The sequence below is a fragment of the Saccharothrix sp. genome (assembly GCF_031180885.1).
In the GTDB taxonomy this organism is placed as follows: domain Bacteria; phylum Actinomycetota; class Actinomycetes; order Mycobacteriales; family Pseudonocardiaceae; genus Actinosynnema.
In genome coordinates, this window is record NZ_JAPSLK010000025.1 from 82030 (window position 1) to 104346 (window position 22317).

General features: G+C 70.5%; 24 protein-coding genes. 14 read left to right on the forward strand and 10 right to left on the reverse strand.

The annotated features are described in order from the left end of the window. Positions 1 to 77 precede the first annotated feature (77 nt). The 6 genes from RIN75_RS25710 (at position 78) to RIN75_RS25735 (ending at position 5862) form a co-directional block, all read left to right on the forward strand. Positions 78 to 680, forward strand: coding sequence for a response regulator (locus RIN75_RS25710; RefSeq protein ID WP_309114580.1), 603 nt, complete (start codon positions 78 to 80; stop codon positions 678 to 680). Between the two features lie 307 nt (positions 681 to 987). Then, entirely contained in the window at positions 988 to 2163 is a 1176-nt protein-coding gene (locus RIN75_RS25715; RefSeq protein ID WP_309114581.1) for a branched-chain amino acid ABC transporter substrate-binding protein, read from the forward strand. Between the two features lie 133 nt (positions 2164 to 2296). Next, positions 2297 to 3259, forward strand: coding sequence for a branched-chain amino acid ABC transporter permease (locus RIN75_RS25720; protein WP_309114582.1), 963 nt, complete (start codon positions 2297 to 2299; stop codon positions 3257 to 3259). Beyond that, positions 3256 to 4395 carry a branched-chain amino acid ABC transporter permease gene (locus RIN75_RS25725; protein ID WP_309114583.1) on the forward strand — a complete coding sequence of 380 codons (1140 nt, stop codon included), beginning with the start codon at positions 3256 to 3258 and terminating at the stop codon, positions 4393 to 4395. The genes RIN75_RS25720 and RIN75_RS25725 overlap by 4 nt, the downstream gene beginning before the upstream one ends. Positions 4396 to 4427: 32 nt before the next feature. Continuing rightward, entirely contained in the window at positions 4428 to 5168 is a 741-nt protein-coding gene (locus tag RIN75_RS25730; RefSeq protein ID WP_309114607.1) for an ABC transporter ATP-binding protein, read from the forward strand. Next, positions 5158 to 5862, forward strand: coding sequence for an ABC transporter ATP-binding protein (locus RIN75_RS25735; RefSeq protein ID WP_309114584.1), 705 nt, complete (start codon positions 5158 to 5160; stop codon positions 5860 to 5862). The genes RIN75_RS25730 and RIN75_RS25735 overlap by 11 nt, the downstream gene beginning before the upstream one ends. A gap of 57 nt (positions 5863 to 5919) precedes the next feature. Here RIN75_RS25735 and RIN75_RS25740 read toward each other — a convergent pair whose 3' ends face one another. Then, positions 5920 to 6465 carry a DUF4352 domain-containing protein gene (locus RIN75_RS25740; protein WP_309114585.1) on the reverse strand — a complete coding sequence of 182 codons (546 nt, stop codon included), beginning with the start codon at positions 6463 to 6465 and terminating at the stop codon, positions 5920 to 5922. 3 nt (positions 6466 to 6468) lie between these two features. Then, on the reverse strand, positions 6469 to 6831 hold the full coding sequence (locus RIN75_RS25745) for a hotdog fold thioesterase (RefSeq protein WP_309114608.1): 363 nt from the start codon (positions 6829 to 6831) through the stop codon (positions 6469 to 6471). Between the two features lie 112 nt (positions 6832 to 6943). On the opposite strand from RIN75_RS25745, the gene polA reads away from it, so the two are divergent. Further along, positions 6944 to 9613, forward strand: a complete 2670-nt coding sequence (gene polA, locus RIN75_RS25750; protein WP_309114586.1) for a DNA polymerase I — start codon at positions 6944 to 6946, stop codon at positions 9611 to 9613. 82 nt (positions 9614 to 9695) lie between these two features. Here the strand turns inward: polA and RIN75_RS25755 are convergent, their stop codons facing one another. Beyond that, positions 9696 to 10496 carry a hypothetical protein gene (locus RIN75_RS25755; RefSeq protein WP_309114587.1) on the reverse strand — a complete coding sequence of 267 codons (801 nt, stop codon included), beginning with the start codon at positions 10494 to 10496 and terminating at the stop codon, positions 9696 to 9698. An 89-nt stretch (positions 10497 to 10585) separates the two neighbouring features. On the opposite strand from RIN75_RS25755, the gene RIN75_RS25760 reads away from it, so the two are divergent. Beyond that, positions 10586 to 10711 (forward strand): hypothetical protein, encoded by a 126-nt coding sequence (locus RIN75_RS25760; RefSeq protein WP_309114588.1) that lies wholly within the window; start codon positions 10586 to 10588, stop codon positions 10709 to 10711. An 88-nt stretch (positions 10712 to 10799) separates the two neighbouring features. Here RIN75_RS25760 and RIN75_RS25765 read toward each other — a convergent pair whose 3' ends face one another. Further along, positions 10800 to 11243: a helix-turn-helix domain-containing protein gene (locus tag RIN75_RS25765; protein WP_309114589.1), complete on the reverse strand. Its 444-nt coding sequence runs from the start codon at positions 11241 to 11243 to the stop codon at positions 10800 to 10802. Positions 11244 to 11319: 76 nt separating this feature from the next. Between RIN75_RS25765 and RIN75_RS25770 the strand changes: the two genes are divergently transcribed. From RIN75_RS25770 to RIN75_RS25780, 3 genes are all read left to right on the forward strand, one after another. Further along, positions 11320 to 11826, forward strand: coding sequence for a GNAT family N-acetyltransferase (locus RIN75_RS25770; RefSeq protein WP_309114590.1), 507 nt, complete (start codon positions 11320 to 11322; stop codon positions 11824 to 11826). A 14-nt stretch (positions 11827 to 11840) separates the two neighbouring features. Next, positions 11841 to 13139, forward strand: coding sequence for a hypothetical protein (locus RIN75_RS25775; RefSeq protein WP_309114591.1), 1299 nt, complete (start codon positions 11841 to 11843; stop codon positions 13137 to 13139). A gap of 96 nt (positions 13140 to 13235) precedes the next feature. Next, positions 13236 to 13991 (forward strand): STAS domain-containing protein, encoded by a 756-nt coding sequence (locus RIN75_RS25780; RefSeq protein WP_309114592.1) that lies wholly within the window; start codon positions 13236 to 13238, stop codon positions 13989 to 13991. Between the two features lie 16 nt (positions 13992 to 14007). Here the strand turns inward: RIN75_RS25780 and RIN75_RS25785 are convergent, their stop codons facing one another. Further along, entirely contained in the window at positions 14008 to 14706 is a 699-nt protein-coding gene (locus RIN75_RS25785) for a hypothetical protein (protein WP_309114593.1), read from the reverse strand. 364 nt (positions 14707 to 15070) lie between these two features. On the opposite strand from RIN75_RS25785, the gene RIN75_RS25790 reads away from it, so the two are divergent. Next, positions 15071 to 15667 (forward strand): AAA family ATPase, encoded by a 597-nt coding sequence (locus tag RIN75_RS25790; protein ID WP_309114594.1) that lies wholly within the window; start codon positions 15071 to 15073, stop codon positions 15665 to 15667. Further along, positions 15664 to 16248: a hypothetical protein gene (locus RIN75_RS25795; protein ID WP_309114595.1), complete on the forward strand. Its 585-nt coding sequence runs from the start codon at positions 15664 to 15666 to the stop codon at positions 16246 to 16248. Before RIN75_RS25790 ends, RIN75_RS25795 begins: the two co-directional genes overlap by 4 nt. Positions 16249 to 16336: 88 nt before the next feature. Here the strand turns inward: RIN75_RS25795 and RIN75_RS25800 are convergent, their stop codons facing one another. The 5 genes from RIN75_RS25800 to RIN75_RS25820 all read right to left on the reverse strand — a co-directional run bounded on the left by RIN75_RS25800 (position 16337) and on the right by RIN75_RS25820 (position 21410). After that, on the reverse strand, positions 16337 to 16927 hold the full coding sequence (locus RIN75_RS25800; protein ID WP_309114596.1) for a TetR/AcrR family transcriptional regulator: 591 nt from the start codon (positions 16925 to 16927) through the stop codon (positions 16337 to 16339). Further along, complete coding sequence (locus tag RIN75_RS25805) at positions 16924 to 18819, reverse strand: YhgE/Pip domain-containing protein (protein WP_309114597.1); 1896 nt, start codon at positions 18817 to 18819, stop codon at positions 16924 to 16926. The genes RIN75_RS25800 and RIN75_RS25805 overlap by 4 nt, the downstream gene beginning before the upstream one ends. Continuing rightward, on the reverse strand, positions 18816 to 19496 hold the full coding sequence (locus RIN75_RS25810; RefSeq protein ID WP_309114598.1) for a hypothetical protein: 681 nt from the start codon (positions 19494 to 19496) through the stop codon (positions 18816 to 18818). The genes RIN75_RS25805 and RIN75_RS25810 overlap by 4 nt, the downstream gene beginning before the upstream one ends. Before the next feature lie 149 nt (positions 19497 to 19645). Next, a complete protein-coding gene (locus tag RIN75_RS25815) occupies positions 19646 to 20569 on the reverse strand; it encodes a GNAT family N-acetyltransferase (RefSeq protein WP_309114599.1) in 924 nt (307 codons plus the stop codon). Between the two features lie 10 nt (positions 20570 to 20579). After that, positions 20580 to 21410: a class I SAM-dependent methyltransferase gene (locus RIN75_RS25820; protein WP_309114600.1), complete on the reverse strand. Its 831-nt coding sequence runs from the start codon at positions 21408 to 21410 to the stop codon at positions 20580 to 20582. Between the two features lie 192 nt (positions 21411 to 21602). Here RIN75_RS25820 and RIN75_RS25825 point away from each other — a divergent pair. Continuing rightward, the coding region (locus tag RIN75_RS25825; protein ID WP_309114601.1) for a S1 RNA-binding domain-containing protein at positions 21603 to 22317 on the forward strand (715 nt) is incomplete at its 3' end.

The window sequence follows — 22317 nt, forward strand, 5'->3', positions numbered from 1 at the left end:
CCCGCGCCGGTAGACTGCCCTTTCGGCCGGTGCGACCGCGTCGAGAGCCACCAGTGACGAGTTGTAGGAGGACCCCGGTGACCCAACAGGCTGCCGAGGCCCAGCGCACCGCGCCCCGTCGCGTGCTCGTGGCCGAGGACGAAGCCCTCATCCGCCTCGACCTGGTCGAGATGCTCCGCGAGGAGGGCTACGAGGTGGCGGGCCAGGCCGCCGACGGGGACGAGGCCGTGACGCTGGCCGAGGACCTGCGCCCGGACCTGGTCATCATGGACGTCAAGATGCCCAAGGTCGACGGCATCGAGGCCGCCAGCGCCATCGCCGGCAAGCGCATCGCCCCGGTGGTCATCCTGACCGCGTTCAGCCAGCGCGACCTGGTCGAACGCGCCCGGGACGCGGGCGCCATGGCCTACCTGGTCAAGCCGTTCGCCAAGCGGGACCTGGTGCCCGCGATCGAGCTGGCCATGAGCCGGTTCGCCGAACTCCAGGCGTTGGAGAACGAGGTCGCGGGCCTCACCGAGCGCTTGGAGACGCGAAAGGTCGTCGAGCGCGCCAAGGGATTGCTGATGACCAAGCAGGGTCTGTCGGAGCCCGAGGCTTTCCGGTGGGTGCAGCGCACCGCCATGGACCGCCGCACGACCATGAAGGCCGTCGCCGAAGCGGTCATCGAAAACTTCGGCTGAGTTCGACCTCTTACCACCCCGGGGCGTCCGTTACCTGTTCAGGGTTACCTGTTCGGGTATCGGACGCCCTGTCGTGCTGATTGTTGGTTACTGCCCGCATTGGTGCTGTGACCTGCGGCGATTTGAGCTGGATTTAAGACTGCTAACCGGCACGCATTTGCCCGGTGACTACCGTCACGATGTGGACACAGAGCAGTAAGACCACCTGTTCACGGAACTCATCTGAAGCTACGTTCCTGCCCTAACCCAAGCCCTCGTGCGAGGGCTCCGCCTACCGGCGGGCTGGTTGGTCATGGGAGGTATTCCGGTGTCAGGAGCACGACTCGGCCGAGTTCTCGCGCTGGCGGCGGCTTCGTCGCTGGTGCTTGCGGCTTGCGCCGGCGGCGGTGGCGGTGGCACGGGTGGCGGCGACTCCACCACGGTCAAGATCGGGTTCATGGGCGACCTCACGGGCGAGAACTCGGCGATCGTGATCCCGCCGTACAACGGCGCGAAGATGGCGATCGACGAGTACAACGCCAAGAACCCCAAGAACAAGATCGAGCTGATCAAGTACGACAGCCAGGGCAAGCCGGACCAGGCGACCTCGCTGATCACCAAGGCCGTCGGCACCGACAAGATCGTCGCCCTCATCGGGCCGGCGTTCTCCGGTGAGTCCAAGGCCATCGGCGGCACCCTGGAAGAGAACAAGATCCCCAGCGTCTCGCCGTCCGCCACGAACCCGGGCCTGGCGAAGAACGGCTGGACCTACTGGCACCGCGTCGTGGCCAACGACGACGACCAGGGTCCCGGCATCGCCGACTTCCTGATCAAGGCGAAGGCCCCGAAGAAGGCGTTCGTCCTCTCCGACGACCAGGAGTACAGCGTCGGCATCGCCGAGGCCGTCACCAAGACGCTGAAGGACAAGGGCGTCGCGGTCGAGACCGACAAGTTCGCCAAGGACGCGTCGGACTACTCCTCGACCGTCACCAAGGTCAAGTCCGCCAACCCGGACATGATTTTCTTCGGCGGCTACTACGCCCAGGGCGGTCGCCTGCTCAAGCAGCTGCGTGACGGCGGCGTGACCGCGACCTTCGCCTCCGGCGACGGCTCGCTGGACCAGCAGCTGGTCAGCGGCGCGGGTGCCGCCGCGGCCGAGGGCGCCGTGGTGGGCTGTCCGTGCAACATCCCGTCCGCGGACGTGACCGGCACGCTGAAGACGTTCTTCGACAACTACAAGAAGAGCGCCAACGCCGACCCGGCCATCTACGCCACCGAGGGCTACGACGCCGCGACCGCCTTCATCAAGGCCGTCGAGGCGGGCAACACCACCTCGGACGCGATCAACAACTTCCTGAAGACGGTCAGCTTCGAGGGCGTGTCCAAGCCGATCAAGTTCAAGGCCAACGGCGAGCCGGAGAACAACGACATCTTCGTCTACCAGGTCAAGGGTGGTGTCCTCAAGCTGCTCGGCCCGTCGGCCAGCGCCAAGCTCGAGGGCTGATTCCGAGACGGCAGTACCGAAGCAAGTTAGCGCGCTGGGGAGCGGGTTCGTCGTGCTCGTGTGCGACGTCCCGCTCCCCGCCACTATGGCGAAGATGCTCTCTCCCCGCCCCGTCTCGTGAGGCAAACCTGTCATGCTTGATGATTTCCTCAACCAGTTCCTACCCAGCACGGTGGGTGGACTGGTGATCGGCTCGATCTACGCGCTGGTCGCCCTGGGCTACACGATGGTCTACGGCGTGCTGCGCCTGATCAACTTCGCGCACTCCGAGATCTTCATGATCGGCACCTTCGCGTCCCTGGTGACGCTGACGGCCATCGCGCCCTCGGCACCGGTCACCGGCTTCGCGCTGATCGGGATGTTGCTGCTGCTGATGCTGGTGTCGGCCGCCGCGTCCAGCGGCGCGGCCGTCGTCCTGGAGACCGTGGCCTACCGGCCGCTGCGCAAGAAGGGAGCCACCCGGCTCGCCGCCCTGATCTCCGCGATCGGTGCGTCGCTGTTCCTCCAGGAGCTGTTCGCGCTGGTGGTGATCCCGTGGCTGACCGGCAAGCCCGGCCGTAACCAGGCTTCGGCGCCGCGTTACGTCGCCCGCGACACCCTATTCAAGATCGGCAACGCGGACGTCCGGCTCGACCACGTCATCGTCGTCATCGCCGCGGTCCTGGTGATGATCACGCTGGACCGGGTCGTGAACAAGACGCGGATCGGCCGCGGCATCCGGGCCACGGCCCAGGACCCCGAGGCGGCCGTCCTGATGGGCGTCAGCATCGACAACGTCGTGCGGGTCACGTTCCTGCTCGGCGGCGCGATGGCCGGTGTGGCCGGTTCCCTCTACATCATGGAGATCGAGAACACCTCGTACTTCATCGGGTTCGTGCTCGGCATCAAGGCGTTCACCGCGGCCGTCCTCGGCGGCATCGGCAACCTGCGCGGCGCCCTGATGGGCGGTGTGGTGCTCGGTCTCATCGAGAACTGGGGCGCGATCTTCCTCGGTTCCGAGTGGAAGGACGTCATCGCGTTCACCGTCCTGGTGATCGTGCTGATGTTCCGCCCGACCGGCATCCTCGGCGAATCGCTGCAGAAGGCACGCGCATGAAAGGCGACGAAGTGACGAGGGAATCGACTCCCGTGAAGCGCGGTGGCCGCAACGCCATCGTGCACAGCCTCGACAGGGCGCGTGACTGGTGGGAGCACGCCAAGGTCTGGCAGCGCTACCTGGTCTACATCGCACTCGTGGTCGGCGCGCTGATCCTGCCCGCGCCCGCGATCGGCCAGTTCATGACACCGGGCTCCGACTGGACGACCGTGCTGATCTACCCGATCGGCACGTACATCCTGCTCGCGGTGGGCCTCAACGTGGTCGTCGGCCAGGCCGGCCTGCTCGACCTCGGGTTCGTCGCGTTCTTCGCCATCGGCGGCTACTCGGTCGCCTACTACGGCGTGGAGCACGGCTGGAACTACTGGGTCACCGTCGTGTGGGGCATCGCCCTCGCGGCCGTCTCGGGCGTCATCCTCGGCGCACCAACGCTCCGGCTGCGCGGCGACTACCTGGCGATCGTGACGCTGGGCTTCGGTGAGATCATCCGCATCACCGCGAACAACACCGACGAGATCGGCGGCGCGCGCGGCATCCCCGGCATCCCGCACCCGGACCTGTTCGGGTTCAAGTTCAAGCTCGACCCGGCGCCGTACTACTACCTGATGGTCGCCGCGATCGTCCTGGTGATCATCTTCTCGGTGCGGCTGCAGAAGTCGCGCGTCGGCCGCGCGTGGGCCGCGATCCGCGAGGACGAGGACGCCGCCGAGCTGATGGGCGTGCCCACGTTCAAGTTCAAGCTGCTCGCATTCGCGATCGGCGCCATGATCGGTGGTCTCGCGGGCGGCCTCTACGCCGGGAAGGCGGTGTTCATCGAGCCGAACACCTTCCCGTTCATCCTGTCCGCGACGATCCTCGCCGCGGTCGTGCTGGGCGGCTCGGGCAACCTGCCGGGCGTGATGCTGGGTGCGTTCCTCATCGGCTGGCTGCCCGAGCGGTTCCGCGACCTGGCCGACTACCGCATCCTCGCGTTCGGCGCCGTGCTGGTGCTGATGATGGCGCTGCGGCCGGAGGGCCTGCTGCCGTCGCGGCGGCGCAAGGCGGAACTGCACGAGGGAACCGGGGGCATGGGCACGATGGGCGCCGAAGTCCCGGGTCCCGACACCGATGTCTCGACGGCGGAGGCGGCCAAGTGAGCACTCCCGTCCTTCAGCTCGACAACGTGACGATGCGCTTCGGCGGCGTCGTCGCGTTGCGCGAAGCGAAGATCAGCATCAACGAGGGCGAGATCTTCGCCCTGATCGGTCCCAACGGCGCGGGCAAGACCACCGTGTTCAACGTGGTCACCGGCGTCTACCAGCCCACCGAGGGCCACGTGCTGTTCAACGGTGAGCGGATCGACGGCGGCAAGCGGTTCAAGATCACCAAGAAGGGCGTCGCCCGCACGTTCCAGAACATCCGGCTGTTCCACAACATGTCGGCCCTGGAGAACGTGATGGTGGGCGCCGACGCGCACCACAAGACCGGTGCCATCGGCGCCACGCTGAACCTGCCGTGGCACCGCAAGGAGGAGAAGCGCGGCCGCGAGCTGGCGCGGGAGCTGCTCGACTTCGTCGGCATCTCCGCCCGCATGACGGAGACCGCGAAGAACCTCCCCTACGGCGACCAGCGGCGCCTGGAGATCGCCCGCGCCCTGGCCACCGACCCGAAGCTGCTGCTGCTCGACGAACCCGCCGCGGGCATGAACCCGGCGGAGAAGATCGCGCTGCAGGAGCTGATCCGCAAGATCCGGGACAGCGGCCGGACCGTCTTGCTGATCGAGCACGACATGAGCCTGGTCATGGGCGTCAGCGACCGCGTCGCGGTGCTCGACTTCGGCCAGCTGATCGCAGAAGGGCTGCCGCACGAGGTGCAGAACGACCCGAAGGTCATCGAGGCGTACCTGGGGGTGTCCGAAGATGCTTCTTGAGGTCAAGGACATCCACGTCCACTACGGCAAGATCGCCGCGATCAAGGGCTTGAGCCTCCAGGTCAACGAGGGTGAGATCGTCTCCCTGATCGGCGCCAACGGCGCCGGCAAGACGACCACCCTGAAGACCATCTCGGGTCTGCGCCCGCTCAGCAGCGGCAGCGTCGTGTTCAACGGCCAGGACATCTCCAAGATGCCCGGCCACAAGCGCGTGCAGCTGGGCATCGGCCAGTCCCCCGAGGGTCGCGGCGTCTTCCCGGGCATGACCGTCCAGGAGAACCTCCTCATGGGCGCGTACATGCGCAAGGACGACCTGACCAAGGACCTGGAAGAGGTCTACGGCCTGTTCCCGCGGCTCGCCGAGCGCAAGAACCAGGTCGGCGGCACCATGTCCGGCGGCGAGCAGCAGATGATCGCCATCGGCCGGGCGCTGATGACCAAGCCCAAGGTGCTGCTGCTGGACGAGCCGTCCATGGGCCTCGCGCCGATGCTGATCGCGCAGATCTTCGAGATCATCAAGGAGATCAACAAGCGCGGCACGACGGTGCTGCTGGTCGAGCAGAACGCCCAGCAGGCGCTCAAGCTGTCCGACCGGGCGTACGTCCTGGAAACCGGCCGAGTCGTGAAGTCCGCGCCTGGCGTGGACCTCCTGGACGACCCGCAGGTGCGCGCCGCCTACCTCGGCGGCCACTGAGAACGGTTTAGCCCGTGAAGGCCCGCCTTCTCCCCGGTGGAGAGGGCGGGCCTTCGGTCATTGTGCGAGCAGGATCTCGGTGCCGGACGCGTCCTGCGGGTCGGCCAGCGTCGGACCGCCGAAGACCTTGATCGCCAACGGCTTCGCGTCCTTGGGGATGTCGTAGTAGACGTCGTACTCCAGCCGGACGTTCGCCCCCAGGTCCAGCGTCTCCGGCTGGCGCTTGATCAGCATCGCCTGCAGGTCCACCGCGTGCTCGGCCTTCTTGTCGTCCACCAGGACGTGCTTGCGCGCGTTGAACTGGACGCTGCTCCGCCCGTTGTTGACGACCGACATGCGGATGCGCACGAACTGCCCCTTGGCCGGCATCTCGGCGTGACTGCCGACCAGACTGGGCAACTCCGCCGTCAACCCCAGCAGGGTGAACGACGTCTCGCCGTCACCGGCCGTCGGCACGCGCAGCACCTTCTCGTCCGGTCGCACCGGGACGTTCGGCACCGGGTAGGTGGCGGACGCGGAGGTGGGCGGCGGTTCGGACACCGCGGGCACGTCCGTGCACCCCGCTACGAGCAGGACCGCCGCGACTCCCAGTACCCAGCGCACCTCTCAGACTTTAGGCGCTTCCTTGAGGAAGCAGGTGAGCCGCGCCGTGCACGACCTGCGCCCCTGCTCGTCGGTGATGACGATCTCGTACGTCGCCGTCGAGCGGCCCCGGTGGATGGGGGTGCAGACCCCGGTCACCATGCCCTCCGCGACGCCCCGGTGGTGGGTCACGGACAGTTCCAGACCGACCGCGATGCGTTCCGGAGCGGCGTGCATGGCGGCGGCGACGGAGCCCAGCGTCTCGGCCAGCGTGGCGTTGGCGCCGCCGTGGAGGAGGCCGTAGGGCTGGCGGTTGCCCTTGACCGGCATGGTGCCCACGAGGCGGTCGGCATCCCATTGGGTGATCTCGATGCCCATCCGGGTCATCAACTGCTCGTCGGCGACCGCCTGGTCGGCGCCGGGGATGTCGGCGGGGTTGAGGGTCACGGGCTGCTCCACTCGGTGCATGACTGTCGGACCCTCACCCTAGACTCGCCCCGTGAGCACTTCAGAAGCCTCCCGCCTGCTGCTGGTCGACGGCCACTCGATGGCCTACCGGGCGTTCTTCGCGCTGCCCAAGGAGAACTTCCAGACCGGCACCGGGCAGACCACCAACGCGGTCTACGGCTTCACCTCGATGCTGATCAACCTGCTGCGCGACGAGCAGCCCACGCACATCGCGGTCGCGTTCGACGTCTCCCGCAAGACCTTCCGCACCGAGGCCTACGCGGAGTACAAGGCCGGTCGCAGTGCGACACCGGACGAGTTCCGCGGCCAGGTGAGCCTCATCCAGGACGTCCTGGCCGCCCTCCGGATCCCCACCCTGGAGAAGGACAACTACGAGGCCGACGACGTCATCGCCACGCTCACCACGCAGGCGACGGAGCAGGGCTACGAGGTCCTCATCTGCACCGGCGACCGGGACGCGTTGCAGCTGGTCAACGACAAGGTGACCGTGCTGTACCCGGTCAAGGGCGTGTCCGAGATGGCCCGCTACACCCCCGAGCTGGTGCTGGAGAAGCAGGGCGTCGCGCCCGCCCTCTACGCCGACTACGCGGCCGTGCGCGGCGACTCCTCGGACAACCTGCCCAACACGCCGGGCGTGGGTCCCAAGACGATCGTCAAGCTGCTCAACCAGTTCGGCTCGCTCAACGGCCTGATCGACCACGTCGACGAGGTCCCCGACAAGACCGGTGACGCGATCCGGGCGAACCTGAGCAACATCATGCTGAACCGGCAGCTCACCGAGCTGGTCCGGGACGTCGAGCTGCCGGTCGGCCCGGCCGACCTGGTCGCGCAGCCCTGGGACCGGGACGCGGTGCACCGGCTGTTCGACGAGCTGGAGTTCCGGGTCCTGCGCGACCGGCTGTTCGCCACCCTGACCACCGCCGAGCCGGAGGCCGAGGAGGGCTTCGAGGTCTCCGGCGGCGCGATCGCGCCCGGCGCGCTGCCCGCGTGGCTCGACGCCCACGCGCGCGGCCGGCGGGTCGGCCTGGCGTTCAAGCAGGCCGGAGCCGACCTCGAAGGGCTCGGGTTCGCGGGCGCCGAGGGCGGGTACGTCGAGGTCGCGGCGCTGACCGAGGAGGACGACCGGGCGCTGGCCGCGTGGCTGGCCGACCCGGCCGTGCCCAAGGCCGCCCACGACCTGAAGCTGCCGCTGCGCGCGCTGCGGGCCCGCGGCTGGACGCTGCGGGGCGTCACCAGCGACACGGCGCTGGCCGCGTACCTGGTACGGCCGGGCCAGCGGTCGTTCGCGCTGGACGACCTGGCGCTGCGCTACCTCAAGCGCGAGCTGCGCGCCGAGGAGTCGGACGACGGCCAGCTGTCCCTGCTCGCCGACGAGGCGGAGGAGCGGGAGAAGGTCGCCCGGTCGGTGATCGTGCGCGCGTTCGCGGTGGCCGAGCTGGCCGACGCGCTGGACGCGCAGCTGGTGGAGACCGGTCAGGCGCACCTGCTGGCCGACCTGGAGCTGCCGCTGATGCACGTGCTCGACGAGGTCGAGGCGGTCGGCATCGCGATCGACTCCGAGCACCTGGCGGCGCTGGAGGCGCACTTCGCGGCGGGCGTGAAGCAGGCCGCGCAGGACGCGTACTCGGTGATCGGCAAGGAGATCAACCTCGGCTCGCCCAAGCAGCTCCAAACGGTGCTGTTCGACGAGCTGAACATGCCGAAGACCAAGAAGACCAAGACCGGGTACACCACCGACGCGGACGCGTTGCAGAACCTGTTCGAGGCCACCCAGCACCCGTTCCTGCAGCACCTGCTGGCGCACCGGGACGTCACCCGGCTCAAGTCCACTGTAGACGGTCTGCTGAAGTCGGTGGCCGACGACGGCCGCATCCACACCACGTTCCACCAGACCATCGCCGCCACCGGCCGGCTGTCCTCGACGGACCCCAACCTGCAGAACATCCCGATCCGCACCGAGGAGGGCCGCCGCATCCGCGAGGCGTTCGTGGTCGGCCCGGGGTACGCGGAGCTGATGACCGCCGACTACAGCCAGATCGAGATGCGGATCATGGCCCACCTGTCCGAGGACGAGGGGCTGATCGAGGCGTTCCGGTCGGGGGAGGACCTGCACACGTTCGTGGCGTCGCGGGCGTTCTCGGTGCCCACGTCGGAGGTGACCGGCGAGCAGCGGCGGCGGGTGAAGGCGATGTCCTACGGCCTGGCGTACGGGCTGTCGGAGTTCGGCCTGGCCCAGCAGCTGCGCATCTCCACAGTGGAGGCGCGGGAGCAGAAGGAGGCGTACTTCGCGCGGTTCGGCGGGGTGCGCGACTACCTGCACGCGGTGGTCGAGGACGCCCGCAAGAAGGGCTACACCGAGACCATCCTCGGGCGCCGGCGCTACCTGCCCGACCTGACCAGCGACAACCGGCAGCGGCGGGAGATGGCCGAGCGGATGGCGTTGAACGCGCCCATCCAGGGGTCGGCGGCGGACATCATCAAGGTGGCCATGCTCGGGGTGTTCCGGGCGCTGGCCGAGGCCGGGTTGCGGTCGCGGATGCTGCTCCAGGTGCACGACGAACTGGTGCTGGAGATCGCCGAGGGCGAGCGCGAGGCGGTGGAGGCCCTGGTCCGCGAGCAGATGGGCAAGGCGTACGAGCTGTCCGTGCCGATGGAGGTCTCGGTCGGCGTCGGCCGCTCCTGGGACGACGCGGCCCACTGACCTCGGCTTGGGCGGGCGGTCGCCGGCCCGGGCGGCCGCCAGCCTTGGCCGGACGGACGGGAACGAGCCCCGGGCGGGGCCGCTAGCCCCGGTGCCGCTGGACCTCGTCGAGGGCCAGCGTGAGCACGCGCCGGTCCTCGACGTCCAGCGGCCACGGGTCGGCTCGCTCGGCGTCGGCCATGCGTTCGACGACCAGGGTTTCGAGGACGTCGGGCAGACCGGTGCCGAGCAGCACCTCCACCAACCGGGTCGACCACCCCGGCCACGGGAACTGCCCGGACCGGCTCTCCCGGGCCTCCTGCCAGACCCGGCGGGCGGCGTCGGGGCCGTCGACGTGGGCGGCGTCGTGCAGCAGGCGGCACCAGCCGATGTCGGCGCGGTCCACCAGGCCGGCGTACTCGCCCCGAACGTCGGCCTCGGCCACCTCGCGGAACAACGCGAGCGCTTGCGCGCGGTCACCGGCCGCGTAGAGCGCGTGCGCCTCCTCCAGCTTGGCGTCCAGGCGCTGGGCCGGGGTCGCGCCGTGCTCGGCGACGTACTCGTCCATCGCTTCAGCCTCGGCGGCGACCTCGCGCATGCGGTCGGAGTAGAGCCACAGCTCGTCGAGGTCGTCCTCGACCCCGTACGCCTCGGCCTGTTTGAGCAGCGCCACCGCGCGGTCGTTCTGCTCGTCCATCTCGGCGCCGCCGAACGACATCAACCCGTCGAGGAACCCGTACGCCCCGGCAAGCGCCACCGCTCCCCGCACCTCCAAGTCCACTTCGTCCACCGCGATCTCCGCGGCTCCGGCGAGGAGCGGCCACTCGACGTGGTCGGTCACGTGTTCGGCGAGCGCGGGCGGCAGGTCCGGGGAGGCGAGCAGGGCGGTCACGGTGTCGGGCACGGGCGGAACGTCCACAGGGGTGGGACCACTCGGTACCCGGATCGGTTCCCTGCCCTGGGGTTCGGGGCACCGTTGCCTGGGGGTGCCGCGTGAAGGTCCTGTTCGTCTCGGCCCCGTTGGTGGGGCACGTGTTCCCGATGATCCCGCTCGCCAAGGCACTGCGCGCCGCGGGACATGAGGTGGTCCTGGCCACCGGTGCGGACGTGACCCCGTAGCCGCCCAGACGACCGCGGCCCAGGTGACCGCCGTGGCCCGGTGCCCGTGGCCCGGTGCCCGCGAGGCCTGGCGAGCGCCCGAAAAAGTTCAGCGCAGGCGGGTGACTCGGACGTCCCGGGCGCCCAGGCCCTCGCCGCACGCGGTGCACTCGACCTTGACGTCGACGTCCCCGCCGCAGTCCTTGTGGTGCAGGTCGAACGACGTCCCGTCGGCGGGGGCCATCCACTTGTCGCCCCACTTCCGCAGCGCCATCAGCACCGGGTACAGGTCCAGGCCCTTCTCGGTGAGCCGGTACTCGTAGCGGGTGCGCGAGTCCTTGTACGGGACGCGCCGCAGGATGCCCTCGTCCACGAACGTCGCCAGCCGCTCGGTCAGCACGCTGCGCGAGATGTCCATGGCCGACTGGAAGTCCTCGAACCGGCGCGTCCCGAGGAACGCCTGCCGGAGCAGCAGCAGCGTCCACCGCTCGCCCAGCAAGGCGGCGGGCAGCGACAGCGTGCACAGCTCGTCGACGACCTTGACGCGGGACATGACCCTCAGAATACCCCTTGCGTTCGGAAACAGGACCCAGCTAGGGTTCGGAATCCGAACTTTGGGGGCGTGACCGATGACCACTGTGCGCGTGCTCGACCGGGAAGGGGCCGGCGCCGCCGTCGACGCCGTGTTCGACGGCCTCTCCGCCCAGAGCCGCTACCTGCGCTTCCACGCCCCGATGCCGCGGCTGACCGCGTCCATGCGCCGTCAGCTGATCGACTTGGACGGCTGGCAGCGCGCGGCCGTGGTCGCCGAGTGCGGTCACAAAGCCGTGGGAATCGCACGATTGGCCGCGACCAGCGGTGGTTGCGCCGAGATGGCGATCGCTGTGGTGGACCGTTGGCAGCGCAAGGGGATCGGCACGCGCCTGATCACCGCCCTGGGCAACCTCGCCGTCGAACTGGACTACTCGGCGCTGACCGGCGACATCCTGCACGAGAACCTGGCCATGCTCGCCCTGGTCCGCCGCGCCTTCCCGGGCGCGCGGCTGGAACCGACCGAGGACGAGGTGGTCCGGGTGACCTACCCGCTCACCTTCACGCTCACCCACGAGGAGTTGGTGGCGGACTTGCGCTGGTGACCACAATCGTGGTCATGCGAAAGGTACTCGGGTTGGCCGCGGTCCTGGTGCTCCTCCTCGCGACACCGCACGCGTCCGCCTCGCCACCAGGGGACCAGCCACTGCCCGGGTACACGATCAACAACCCGCCGCTCCCGCCCGCCACCGTCGGGGGACAACCCAGCCGAGTGCTCCAAGGCGTCCACAAGCACGCCGCGTACACCATCGAGGTCCCGCCGCAGTGGAACGGCCGGCTCGCCATGTGGGCGCACGGCTACCGGGGCGCGAGCACCGTCCTCACCGTCGACCCGCCCGGCTACGGCCTGCGCCAGAGGCTGCTCGACCAGGGCTTCGCGTGGGCGGCGTCCAGCTACTACGCCAACAACTACGACGTGAAGGCCGGCGTCGAGAGCACGCACGACCTGGCGCAGGAGTTCGCCAAGCTGGTCGACAAGCCCAAGGACGTGTTCCTGCTCGGCGTGTCCATGGGCGGCCACGTCACCGGGCGTTCGCTGGAGCAGTACCCGCACTTCTACCGGGGCGCGCTGCCGATGTGCGGGGTGCTCGGCGACCACGAGCTGTTCGACTTCTTCCTGGACTACCAGGTGGTCGCGCAGGCGCTGGCCGGCATCGACGCCTACCCGCTGCCCGACGACTACCTGTCCGCCGTCGTGCCGCGCATCAAGGAAGCCCTCGGCCTCGACGGCACGCCCAACGACCTCGGCAAGCAGTTCGCGCAGGTGGTGATCAACCGCTCCGGCGGGCCGCGGCCGGGCGGCGAGGCGGCGTTCGCGTTCTGGAAGGACTTCCTGTTCCAGCTGTCCGCGTCCAGCACCGGCGACGCCCTGTCCACCGACCCGAGCCGGCTCGCCACCAACGTCTTCACGCAGTACGCCCCGAGCGCGCCGGTCGACCTGAACAGCGAGGTCGAGCGGGTGTTCCCGGAGAACGTCAAGGCGCGGCTGACGCCGAAGCTGACCGAGGTCCCGCGCATCGCCGGCCGCCCGACCGCGCCCGTGCTGTCGCTGCACAACCTGGGGGACCTGTTCGTGCCGTTCTCGATGGAGCAGCGGTACCGGCGGGACGTGCGCCTGCACGGCCGCGGCGACGCCCTGGTGCAGCGGGCGATCCGGGCGGTCAACCACTGCGAGTTCAGCCCGGTCGAGGCGGGTCGGGCCTGGGACGACCTGGTGGCCTGGGTGGACACCGGCAAGCGGCCGGACGGCGACGTCGTGGACGACCCGGCGGTGGTGGCCGCCCCGAGCTACGGCTGCCGGTTCACCGACCCGACGGCCTACGGAACGGGCAGCCGCAAGCTGTTCCCGGCCTGCTAGTCGGCACCGTTCGGCGGCCCGGCAACCGGGTGGTGCCCGCCGCACAACCGCGTCCCGACGGGAACGACACCCCCGGGTGCCGGTAGGGATGGACGAGTGGACAGCTCACCGGATGCCGCCACCGGGCTGGACCTGCGCGCCCGTGTCCGGGGCGAGGTGGTCCTGGTGTCCCCGGCGGGGCGGCTGGACCTCTCGACCTACGTCGGCCTGCGGGACGGGCTGCTCAAGCACGTGGCCGAGCAGCCCGCCGCGGTGGTCGTCGTGCTCGGTCCGGCGCTGGAGGTCGGCAGCGACACGCTGGCCGGGGTGTTCGGCGCGGTGTGGCTGCGGTGCTGCCGGTGGCCGGGGGTGCCGCTGATGCTGGTGGCCACGACCGACAAGCACCGCCGGCTGCTCTCGCGCACCGGTCTGCGCCGCTTCCTGCCGTGCCACGACCGGCTGAGCACGGCGCTGGCCGCGGTGGGCGTCCCGGCGCCGCGCCGGCGCGACCACGCCGTGCTGCCGGGCGACGTGGACGCCTCGGACCTGGCCCGCGACTTCACCCGGCGCACCTGCCAGTCGTGGGGCGGCCTGCACGAGGTGACGGCGCGGGCGGTCCTGCTGTCGGCGGAGCTGGTGGTGATCGCGGGCCGGCTCGCGGACCGGTCGGCCACCCTGGAGCTGCGGGTGGAGCGGACGGCGCAGCAGTTGACGCTGGCGGTCCGCTACACCAGCGCGCCGGAGGCCAGGCGGACCCGGGAGCCCGACCTGACCCGCCTGCACCGGCTGGCGACCGCCTGCGGCCGGACGCCGACCCTGGGGCGGGGCGACATCGTGTGGGCCGCGCTCGCCCTGCCCGAGCCGCCGCGCTGAGGGCGCCGACGGGTCGTCAGCAGGTGGTGAACAGGTCCCGGAAGGCCTGATCGGCCTTCGGGTCGTCCTCGGCGATGATCGCCTCGCGCAGGGTCCGCGCCGCGTCCCGGCACTTGGCGACCGACGCGCTGTCGTCCTCCGCGCGCTTGCGGGCGGTCTCGGCGGCCTTCTGCGCGTCCTTGGCCTTGGCGGTCTCGTCCTGCGCGTCCTTGAGCTGCTTCGCGGAATCGGAGACCTGCTTTTCCTTCGCCGCCACGTCCGCGGTCAGCCGGTCGTTTCGGCTCGACTCGTTGGCGAAGAGGATGCCGAACACCCCCGCGGCCGCGAAGAACAACACCGTGATGATCGACAACACGATCAAACCGGTCTTCTTGCGCGGCGCCGGCACCGGCGTTCCCTGGGCCCGCGGCTCGAAGCCGCTCGGCGTTGCCTGCGTCGGCGACTCGAAACCGGTCGGGGTGCCCGGTGTCGGCGACTCGAAGCCGGTCGGCGAGAACGTGGTCTGGCCGCCGGTCTGGCCCGCGACCGGGTTGATCACCGGTTCCCCGCCGGGCGGGGTCGGCGGCGCGAAACCACCGGCCGGCGGGGCGGGCGCGACGCCGCCGGCGGGCGGGTTCGGCTGGACCCGGGCGACCTGGTCGGGGTGCAGGCTGTAGGGCTCCAGCACCGGGAACGACGGCTGGTTCTCCGGTCTTCCGGAGTCCGGGTAGGTCATGGCTATCCCCCTGAAATGACGTGCGCCCAGTATGCGGCTCGACACCCGGATCGCGTAACGGGAATTGGCAATTCCGCACAAATTATCCGTCGTTACGTGAATCGCATCTCAAGAACAGGCGAACGGAGTACCGGGGCGCAGTCAGCGGACCCGATGGGCACCAGTTCGCCCAGCAGCCCGACTCCGATCGCCGGCGTCATGGGCCGCGCGTCCGGTGCATCCCGCCGGCCGTCACCGCGAAGCCCATCCCGAATTGGCCGTGAACGCCGTGCTCCAGCCGGACCTGGTGACGCCCGCGAAGATACGCGCCGTGTTGCGCCGTCACCTGGACGAACTGGAGGCGTCGCGACGGTAGCCTTGCCCGGTGCCGCTCTTGGGACCTACTGACGAGTTGCCCCGGTCGCCCCGGCGGGTCGTCGTCGCGGGCACGTCGGGCTCGGGCAAGACCACGTTGGCGCGCCAGATCGCCGAAGCGCTCGGTCTGTCCTATGTGGAGATGGACTCGCTGTTCCACGGTCCACAGTGGACCCCGCGCCCCGAGTTCGAGGACGACGTGCGGGCCTTCGTGCGCGGCGACGCGTGGGCCACCGAGTGGCAGTACACCCGTGCCCGCCCGCTGCTGCTGGAGCGCGCGGACACCCTGGTGTGGCTGGACCACCGCAAGCACACCGTGCTGCGCCGCATCACGATGCGTACCGTGGTCCGGAGACTGCGCAACGAAGAACTTTGGAACGGTAACGTGGAGCCCCCGCTGCACACCGTGTTCACCGACCGCGAGCACATCCTCCGCTGGGCGTGGAAGTCCCACCACCGGACCGGCGAGCGGATCGCCGCCGTGCTCGCCGGCGAGCACGGCCCCAGACTGGCGGTGGTGCGCCTGCGCGGGCAACGTGAGGTGGACCAGTGGCGCACCGGACCCCTCCGGCGCGCGGCGGAGCACGGCGAGAGGTCGGTGCGATGAGGACGGCGTTGGTGCTGGGCGGGACCGGGATGCTGAAGGGCTGCGCAGATGAACTGCTGGCCCAGGGCTGGCAGGTGGTGCTGCCCAGTCGCAGAGCGGGCTCGGGGCCGGGCTCGGCGGCGTTGCGCGCGTTGGGCGGGCGCGGCCACGTGCCGCAGGAGGCGCAGGGCAACCAGCCGACGCTGGTCGAGGCCGACTGGTCGCGGCCGGAAGAACTGGCCAACCGGGTGCGGGCGGCGTTGAAGGCCCCGGCGGACCTGCTGGTGGCCTGGGTGCACGCCAGCTACCGGGTCCCCGTGCTGGAGGCGGTGGCCCCGCTGCTGGCCCCGGACGCCCCGGTCGTCGAGGTCCACGACATCGGCGACATCAACCCCCGCGAGGGCGTCCGGGACCCGATCCTGCCCGGCCACCCGACCCAGCAGGTGGTCCTGGGCTTCGTCCGCCACGGCTCCACCACCCGGTGGCTCAGCCACGAGGAGACCTCGGTCGGCGTCCTGGAGGCGGTGCACCGGGCGCTGGACGGCAAGTCGCCCTCCATCCACCAGATCGGCGAGGTGGACACCTGGGCGGTCCGCTCGTAGCCCGGCGCCTCAGCCGCCGCCGGCGACCGACTCTGTCGGTACCTCGTGGGACAATGGAACCGGGGGCCGGAGGCCGCGCCACCGCACCTCAGGGCTTCAGGCCACGCACCAGCAGCAGCACGGCCTCGCGGACGTCGGCCAGCGTGCGCTCCGGCTGGAACACCTGCCAGTCCAGGGCGATCACCAGCAAAGTGCCGAACAACGCCGCCGACGCCGTCCCCACCTGCACGCCCTCGGGCAGCCGCCCCTCGTCGGACAGCCGCTGCATCTGCCCCCGCACGATCGACACGATGTCGTCCCGCAACAGCGACAACGTCCCGTGCCACTGCCCCGGCGTCCGCCACAGCTCGCTGACCAGCAGCTGTCCGAACGCCGGGTACTCGGCGAAGAACCCCAGCACCCCGTCGACCAGCGACTCCATCGCCCGGTCGGTCTCGGCCTCGCCCTCGGCCACCCGCAACCGGGCCGCCAGCAGGTCCACGCCGTGCCGCAGCAGCGCGTCGACCAGCGCGTCCTTGCTGGCGAAGTTGTAGTAGACGGTGCCCTTCGCGACCCCGGCCTCGGCGGCGATCTCGTCCACGGTCACGCTCGCCGCGCCGCGTTCGCCGACCAGCCGCAGGGCCGCGTCGAACAGCTTCTGCTTGGTGACGGCGGTGCGGCCGGGGCGCGTGCCGGTCACAGCACCAGCTCGGGCTTGAGGCGAGACGGGGTCCACACCCGCTGCTTGTACGCGGCCAGCGTCGACAAGGCAAGTGAACCGACCAGGTAGGCCACCAGGATCAGCGCATCCCTCCCGACGCCGCCCAGCGACCCGCCGTACATCAGGTGCCGCAGACCGTCCACCGCGTACCCCATGGGCAGGCCGTAGTGCAGCGGGTACAGCGGCACCGGGATGGTCTGCCACGGGAACGTCCCGCCCGCGCTGACCAGCTGGAGGATCAGCAGCACCAGGCCGATGAACTTGCCGACCGCGCCGAACAGGGCGTTCAACGCGTGCAGCAGCGCCACGAACGTCGCCGACGTCAGCAGCAGGAAACCCAGTGTCAGCAACGGGTGCGACGGCCGGATGTCCACCACCAGCGCCACCACCGAGAACATGATCACGACCTGCGCCGCGCCCAGCAGCACCCCCGGCAGCCAGCCGCCCAGCGCGACCCGCAGCGCGTTCTGCCCGGCCGCCAGCCCCCGCTTCGACAGCGGCTTGAGCAGCAGGAACAGCACGAACGCGCCGATCCAGGTGGCCAGGCCGAGGAAGAACGGGGCCAGGCCCGCGCCGTACGTGCCCGCCGAGGTCTGGCTGACGCCGCGCACGTTCACCGGGTCGCCGATGGTGTCGGCGGTGGCGTGGCGGGTCGGGTCGTCCGGGTTGGGGATCTGCTGGACGCCCGCGTTGAGCCCGTCGCGCAGCTGGTTCGCGCCGTCCACGAGCTTCTGCTCGCCGTCGCGCAGCGCCAGCGCGCCGTCGCGGAGCTGGGCGTTGCCGGTCGCGACCTGCGCCGCGCCGTCGTCGAGGCGGGTGATCGCGTCGGTCAGCGCCGGGGTTGCGGCGGCGAGCTGGGCCGCGCCGTCGGCGACCTGCTCGGACCCGTTGGACAGCGTCCGCAGTTGGCCGGCTGCGCCCTGCACCTTGGCGTTCGCGTCGTCCACGGGCGCGCGGACGTCGGTCATGGCCTGCACGACCCGCTGCACCTGCTCCTCGGTGAACCCGAGCGCGCGCAGCCGGTTGGCGACATCGCCGTTGAGCTGGTCCAGCCGACCGACCAGGGCCTGCGACTTCGCCGCGTAGTCCTCGGCGGTCTGCGCCACGGTCTCGTTCCCGTCGGAAACCTGCTTCGCGCCGTCGGCCAACTGCTGGGACTTGCGCGGCAGATCGGCCGTCGAATCGCGGAGTCGCTTGAGACCCGCCGACACCTGCGCCGACCCGTCCGCGAGCGGCACAGCCCCGTTGGCCACCTTCACACTGCCGTCATAGGCCTCCTGCGTGCCCGCCGCGAGCCTGGTGGCGCCGTCCGCGGCCTCCACGGTCTTCTGCCGGATCGTGGAGAACCCGAGCAGGAACCTGTCCGCCGCCTCCGCGCCGACCTTCACCGACACCGACCGCCGCACCTCGGCGACCACCTGGTTGGCGATGGTCGACCCGAGGTAGTTGTTGGCGTCGTTGGTGGTCAGCATGATCACGCCCTGGCGCGGCTGGAACTCGCCGGAGGACAGCAGGGCCTGCGAGAAGTCCTCGGGCAGGGTCAGCGCGAAGGTGTACTTGCCGCCGCGCACGCCCGCCTCGGCGTCCTCCTCGCCCACCCGGTGCCAGTCGAACTTGTCGCCGTTCACCAGCTCGGCGGCGACCTCCTCGCCGGCGTTCTTGAACGCGCCGTCGCTCGCGGTCGCGCCCTTGTCCTGCACGACCAGCGCGGCGGGCACCTGCTTGAGGTTCGCGTACGGGTCCTTGTTGGCGTAGAGGTACAGGGCGGCGTACAGCAGCGGGACCAGGCACAGGGCGAGCACGGCGAGCTTGGGCAGCTTGCCGGAGGTGATGCGGCGCAGTTCGTTGAACGCCATCCGCAGGGCGGTCACGACTTCTCCTCGACGTCTTCGGTGTTCTCGGCGACGGCGTTCTCGGCGGCGTTGTCGGCAGCGCTGTCTGCGGCGTTGTCGGTGCCCAGGCGCGCGGCGGGGACGTCCAGCGCGGCGGCGGAGGCGGTGGTGCACAGCACGACCACGGACCGTTCGGCGGTCACCTGCTCGCGGGCCAACTTCCACCAGGTCGCGGGATCGCCGTGGTACCGGTCGGGCGTGTCCAGCACGAGCACCTCGGCCCCCGGCCGCCCGGCGGCCAGCTCCAGCATCAACGAGCACCGCAGGTCTGCCGGCACGTACTCGTAGCGCGTGGTCAGGTGCTCGTCCGCGCCCCGCTCGACCAGCCAGTCCGCCACGGCCTTGCGCCCGCTGCGCCGCCCGTTCATGGCCAACTCCTCGCCGACCACGCCCGCCAGCGTCAGCGACGCCTCCGGCTCGTTCACGCCGGGGGAGTCGACCAGCACGACGTGCCGCCGCAACAGCGCGGCGTCCGGCGACACGGACCCGGTGCTCGGCCGCATCCGCCCGGACAGCACCAGCCCGAACGCGGTGTGCCCGGCCCCGGGCGGGCCCGCCACCAGCACCGGCTCACCCGCCGGCACGCGCAGTCCGGTCGGCTTGAGCAGCGGACCGTGGGGCCCGGCGACGCCGACGCGCTGGGCGTGGATCTCCACGAGGAACCCTCCTTTTGAACTGACCGGTCAGTTCAAATAGTGGCCCAGTCGTCGGCCCCTCGCAACTCGAACACGTGTGACGTCGATCGACCGCCGCTACAGCATGCGGTCACCCGCTCATGCCCGCTGGGTGGTCAAGCCCAGGACGATCAGCGCAGCGCGCCGGCGGGGCGGACTTCCCAGACCGTCCACAGCGGCCGGTACCCCTGCCGCGGCCAGAACACCGACGAGAGCGGGTTCGGCGGGTTGTAGTAGAGGTAGCTGCCCACCGTCCCCAACCGGTGCAGCTCCCGGTGCGCGTGCGCCATCAACCGCTGCCCGATCCCCGTACCCCGAGCCCCCGGCAGCACCGACACGCAGTTGACGTACCCCCAGCGCCCCGGCGGCAGCCGCGTGGACGTCCAGTTCCCGGGCTCCGACACGACCACCGCGCACTCCGCCAGCGCCACCGCGATCCCGTCGCGCTCGGCCAGCCACGCCGGGCCGCCGGCCGCCAGGCGCTCGGCCAACGTCCGCCGCTTCAGCTCGGCCGCCTCCGGCCGGTCGACCGTCGAGCCCACCATCGCCGAGTAGCGCAGCTCGACCAGGGCCAGCGCCAGCACGGTCTCCAGGTCCGCCGGAGTCGCCCGGCGGATCGCCAACGAGGGATCCACCGGGGGCGGGCCCTCCAGGCGCACCGCGATCACCGACAACGGCACCAGGCCGTGGTCCAGCAGGACCCGCGCCACCTCGGCGTCCCGGCTCGGCCACGTCAACACGCACGCCGAGTCGTGCTCGGCCGGCCCGACGAGGTCCATCCGGTGCCGCCACGCCCGCAGCAGGGCGTCCATGGCCGCCGCGCCACCGCCGCCGAGCAGCGGCGTCAGCTCCCACACCTCGGTCGCCGACCACAGCCGGGCGGCGGACCGGCGGTCGTGGACCTGCCTGGTCACCACGCCCGCGACCCGGGTCCCGTCCGGCAGGGCGGCGGTGATCACGTCGCCGTCCGGTGGCGCGGTGACCACCGGCAGCAGCGAGTCAACGCACGCGAAGCGCGCGTTCTGCGCCTCCACCAGCCCCCGACTGACGGTCATGCACCGCAGGTTACGGCTTGCGCGTCCGCAGAATCGCGGTCCCGGGGAATAGCCGCCCGCGCAGGGGGGACCACTGGCCCCACGTCCGGGTGTGCCCGGCGGGCCACTCCGGCTCCACCACGTCCTCCAGCACCAGCCCGGCCGCGACCAGTGCGCGCACGTAGTCGCCCATGGTGCGGTGGTGCTCCACGTACGTGGCCCGGCCGGTGTCGTCGACCTCCACGTACGGGGTGCGGTCGAAGTACGACTGCGTCACGGTCAGTCCGCCCGGCCCCGGATCGTCCGGGAAGATCCACCTGATCGGGTGAGTCACGGAGAACACCCACGGCGCGCCGGGTCGCAGCACCCGGGCCACCTCCGCGAACACCTCGCCGACGTCCGCCACGAACGGCACCGCGCCGAACGCCGAGCACGCCGCGTCGAAGCTCTCCGCCGCGAACGGCAGCTGGTCCGCGCTGGCCTGCACCAACGGCACGTCGATGCCGGTCGAGGCGTTCCCGGCCACCGCGTGCCGCAGCATCCCCGCGGAGATGTCGAACGCCACCACGTCCGCCCCCGCGGTCTTCAGCCAGCGCGCGCACGGCGCCGACCCGCAGCCCACCTCCAGCACCCGCCGGCCGGCCACGTCACCGAGGTACCGGACGTCGGCCTCGCGCACCCCCTCCGGGCACCACATGAAGTCCGCCGCGCCGAGGAAGTCGCCGTGCTCGGCGTGGTAGTCGTCGGCGTCGGCGTCCCACCAGATCCGGTTCGCGGTCCGGGACTCCGCGGCGTCCGCGCCGCGCTTGGCGATACCGGTGGTGCCCAGCGCGAGTTCCGCACTGGCGTGCTGGTCGGACACACTGCTCCTTACGAGGGGTACCGGTTTGCCCGGTGGTCGTCGAGCCGCGTACGATACCGCCCGCGTAGTGGGTTCGCGCTGCCCATGATCGGTGTGCAGTCACGGGATCGGTCGTCGGGGGAAGCCTTGCCTCCCGCGCAGCGTTGCACCCAAGGCCAGACAACCCCAATCCGTACCGGAGCCACCTACCTAATGTCCACCGACACCACCACTGTCCCGGCTGCCACCGCGCCGAAGCAGCAGATCGCTATCAACGATATCGGGACGGAGGAGGACTTCCTCGCCGCCATCGACAAGACCATCAAGTACTTCAACGATGGCGATATCGTCGAGGGCACCATCGTCAAGGTCGACCGGGACGAGGTCCTGCTCGACATCGGCTACAAGACCGAGGGTGTCATCCCCTCGCGCGAGTTGTCGATCAAGCACGACGTCGACCCCAACGAGGTTGTGAAGGTCGGTGACGAGGTCGAGGCCCTGGTCCTCCAGAAGGAGGACAAGGAAGGTCGGCTGATCCTGTCCAAGAAGCGCGCCCAGTACGAGCGCGCGTGGGGCACCATCGAGGCCCTCAAGGAGAAGGACGAGCCGGTCCGCGGCACGGTCATCGAGGTCGTCAAGGGTGGTCTCATCCTGGACATCGGCCTCCGGGGCTTCCTCCCCGCCTCGCTCGTGGAGATGCGGCGCGTCCGCGACCTCCAGCCCTACGTGGGCCGCGAGCTGGAGGCGAAGATCATCGAGCTGGACAAGAACCGCAACAACGTGGTCCTGTCCCGCCGCGCCTGGCTGGAGCAGACCCAGTCCGAGGTCCGCAGCGAGTTCCTCAACCAGCTGCAGAAGGGCCAGGTCCGCAAGGGCGTCGTGTCCTCCATCGTCAACTTCGGCGCCTTCGTGGACCTGGGTGGCGTGG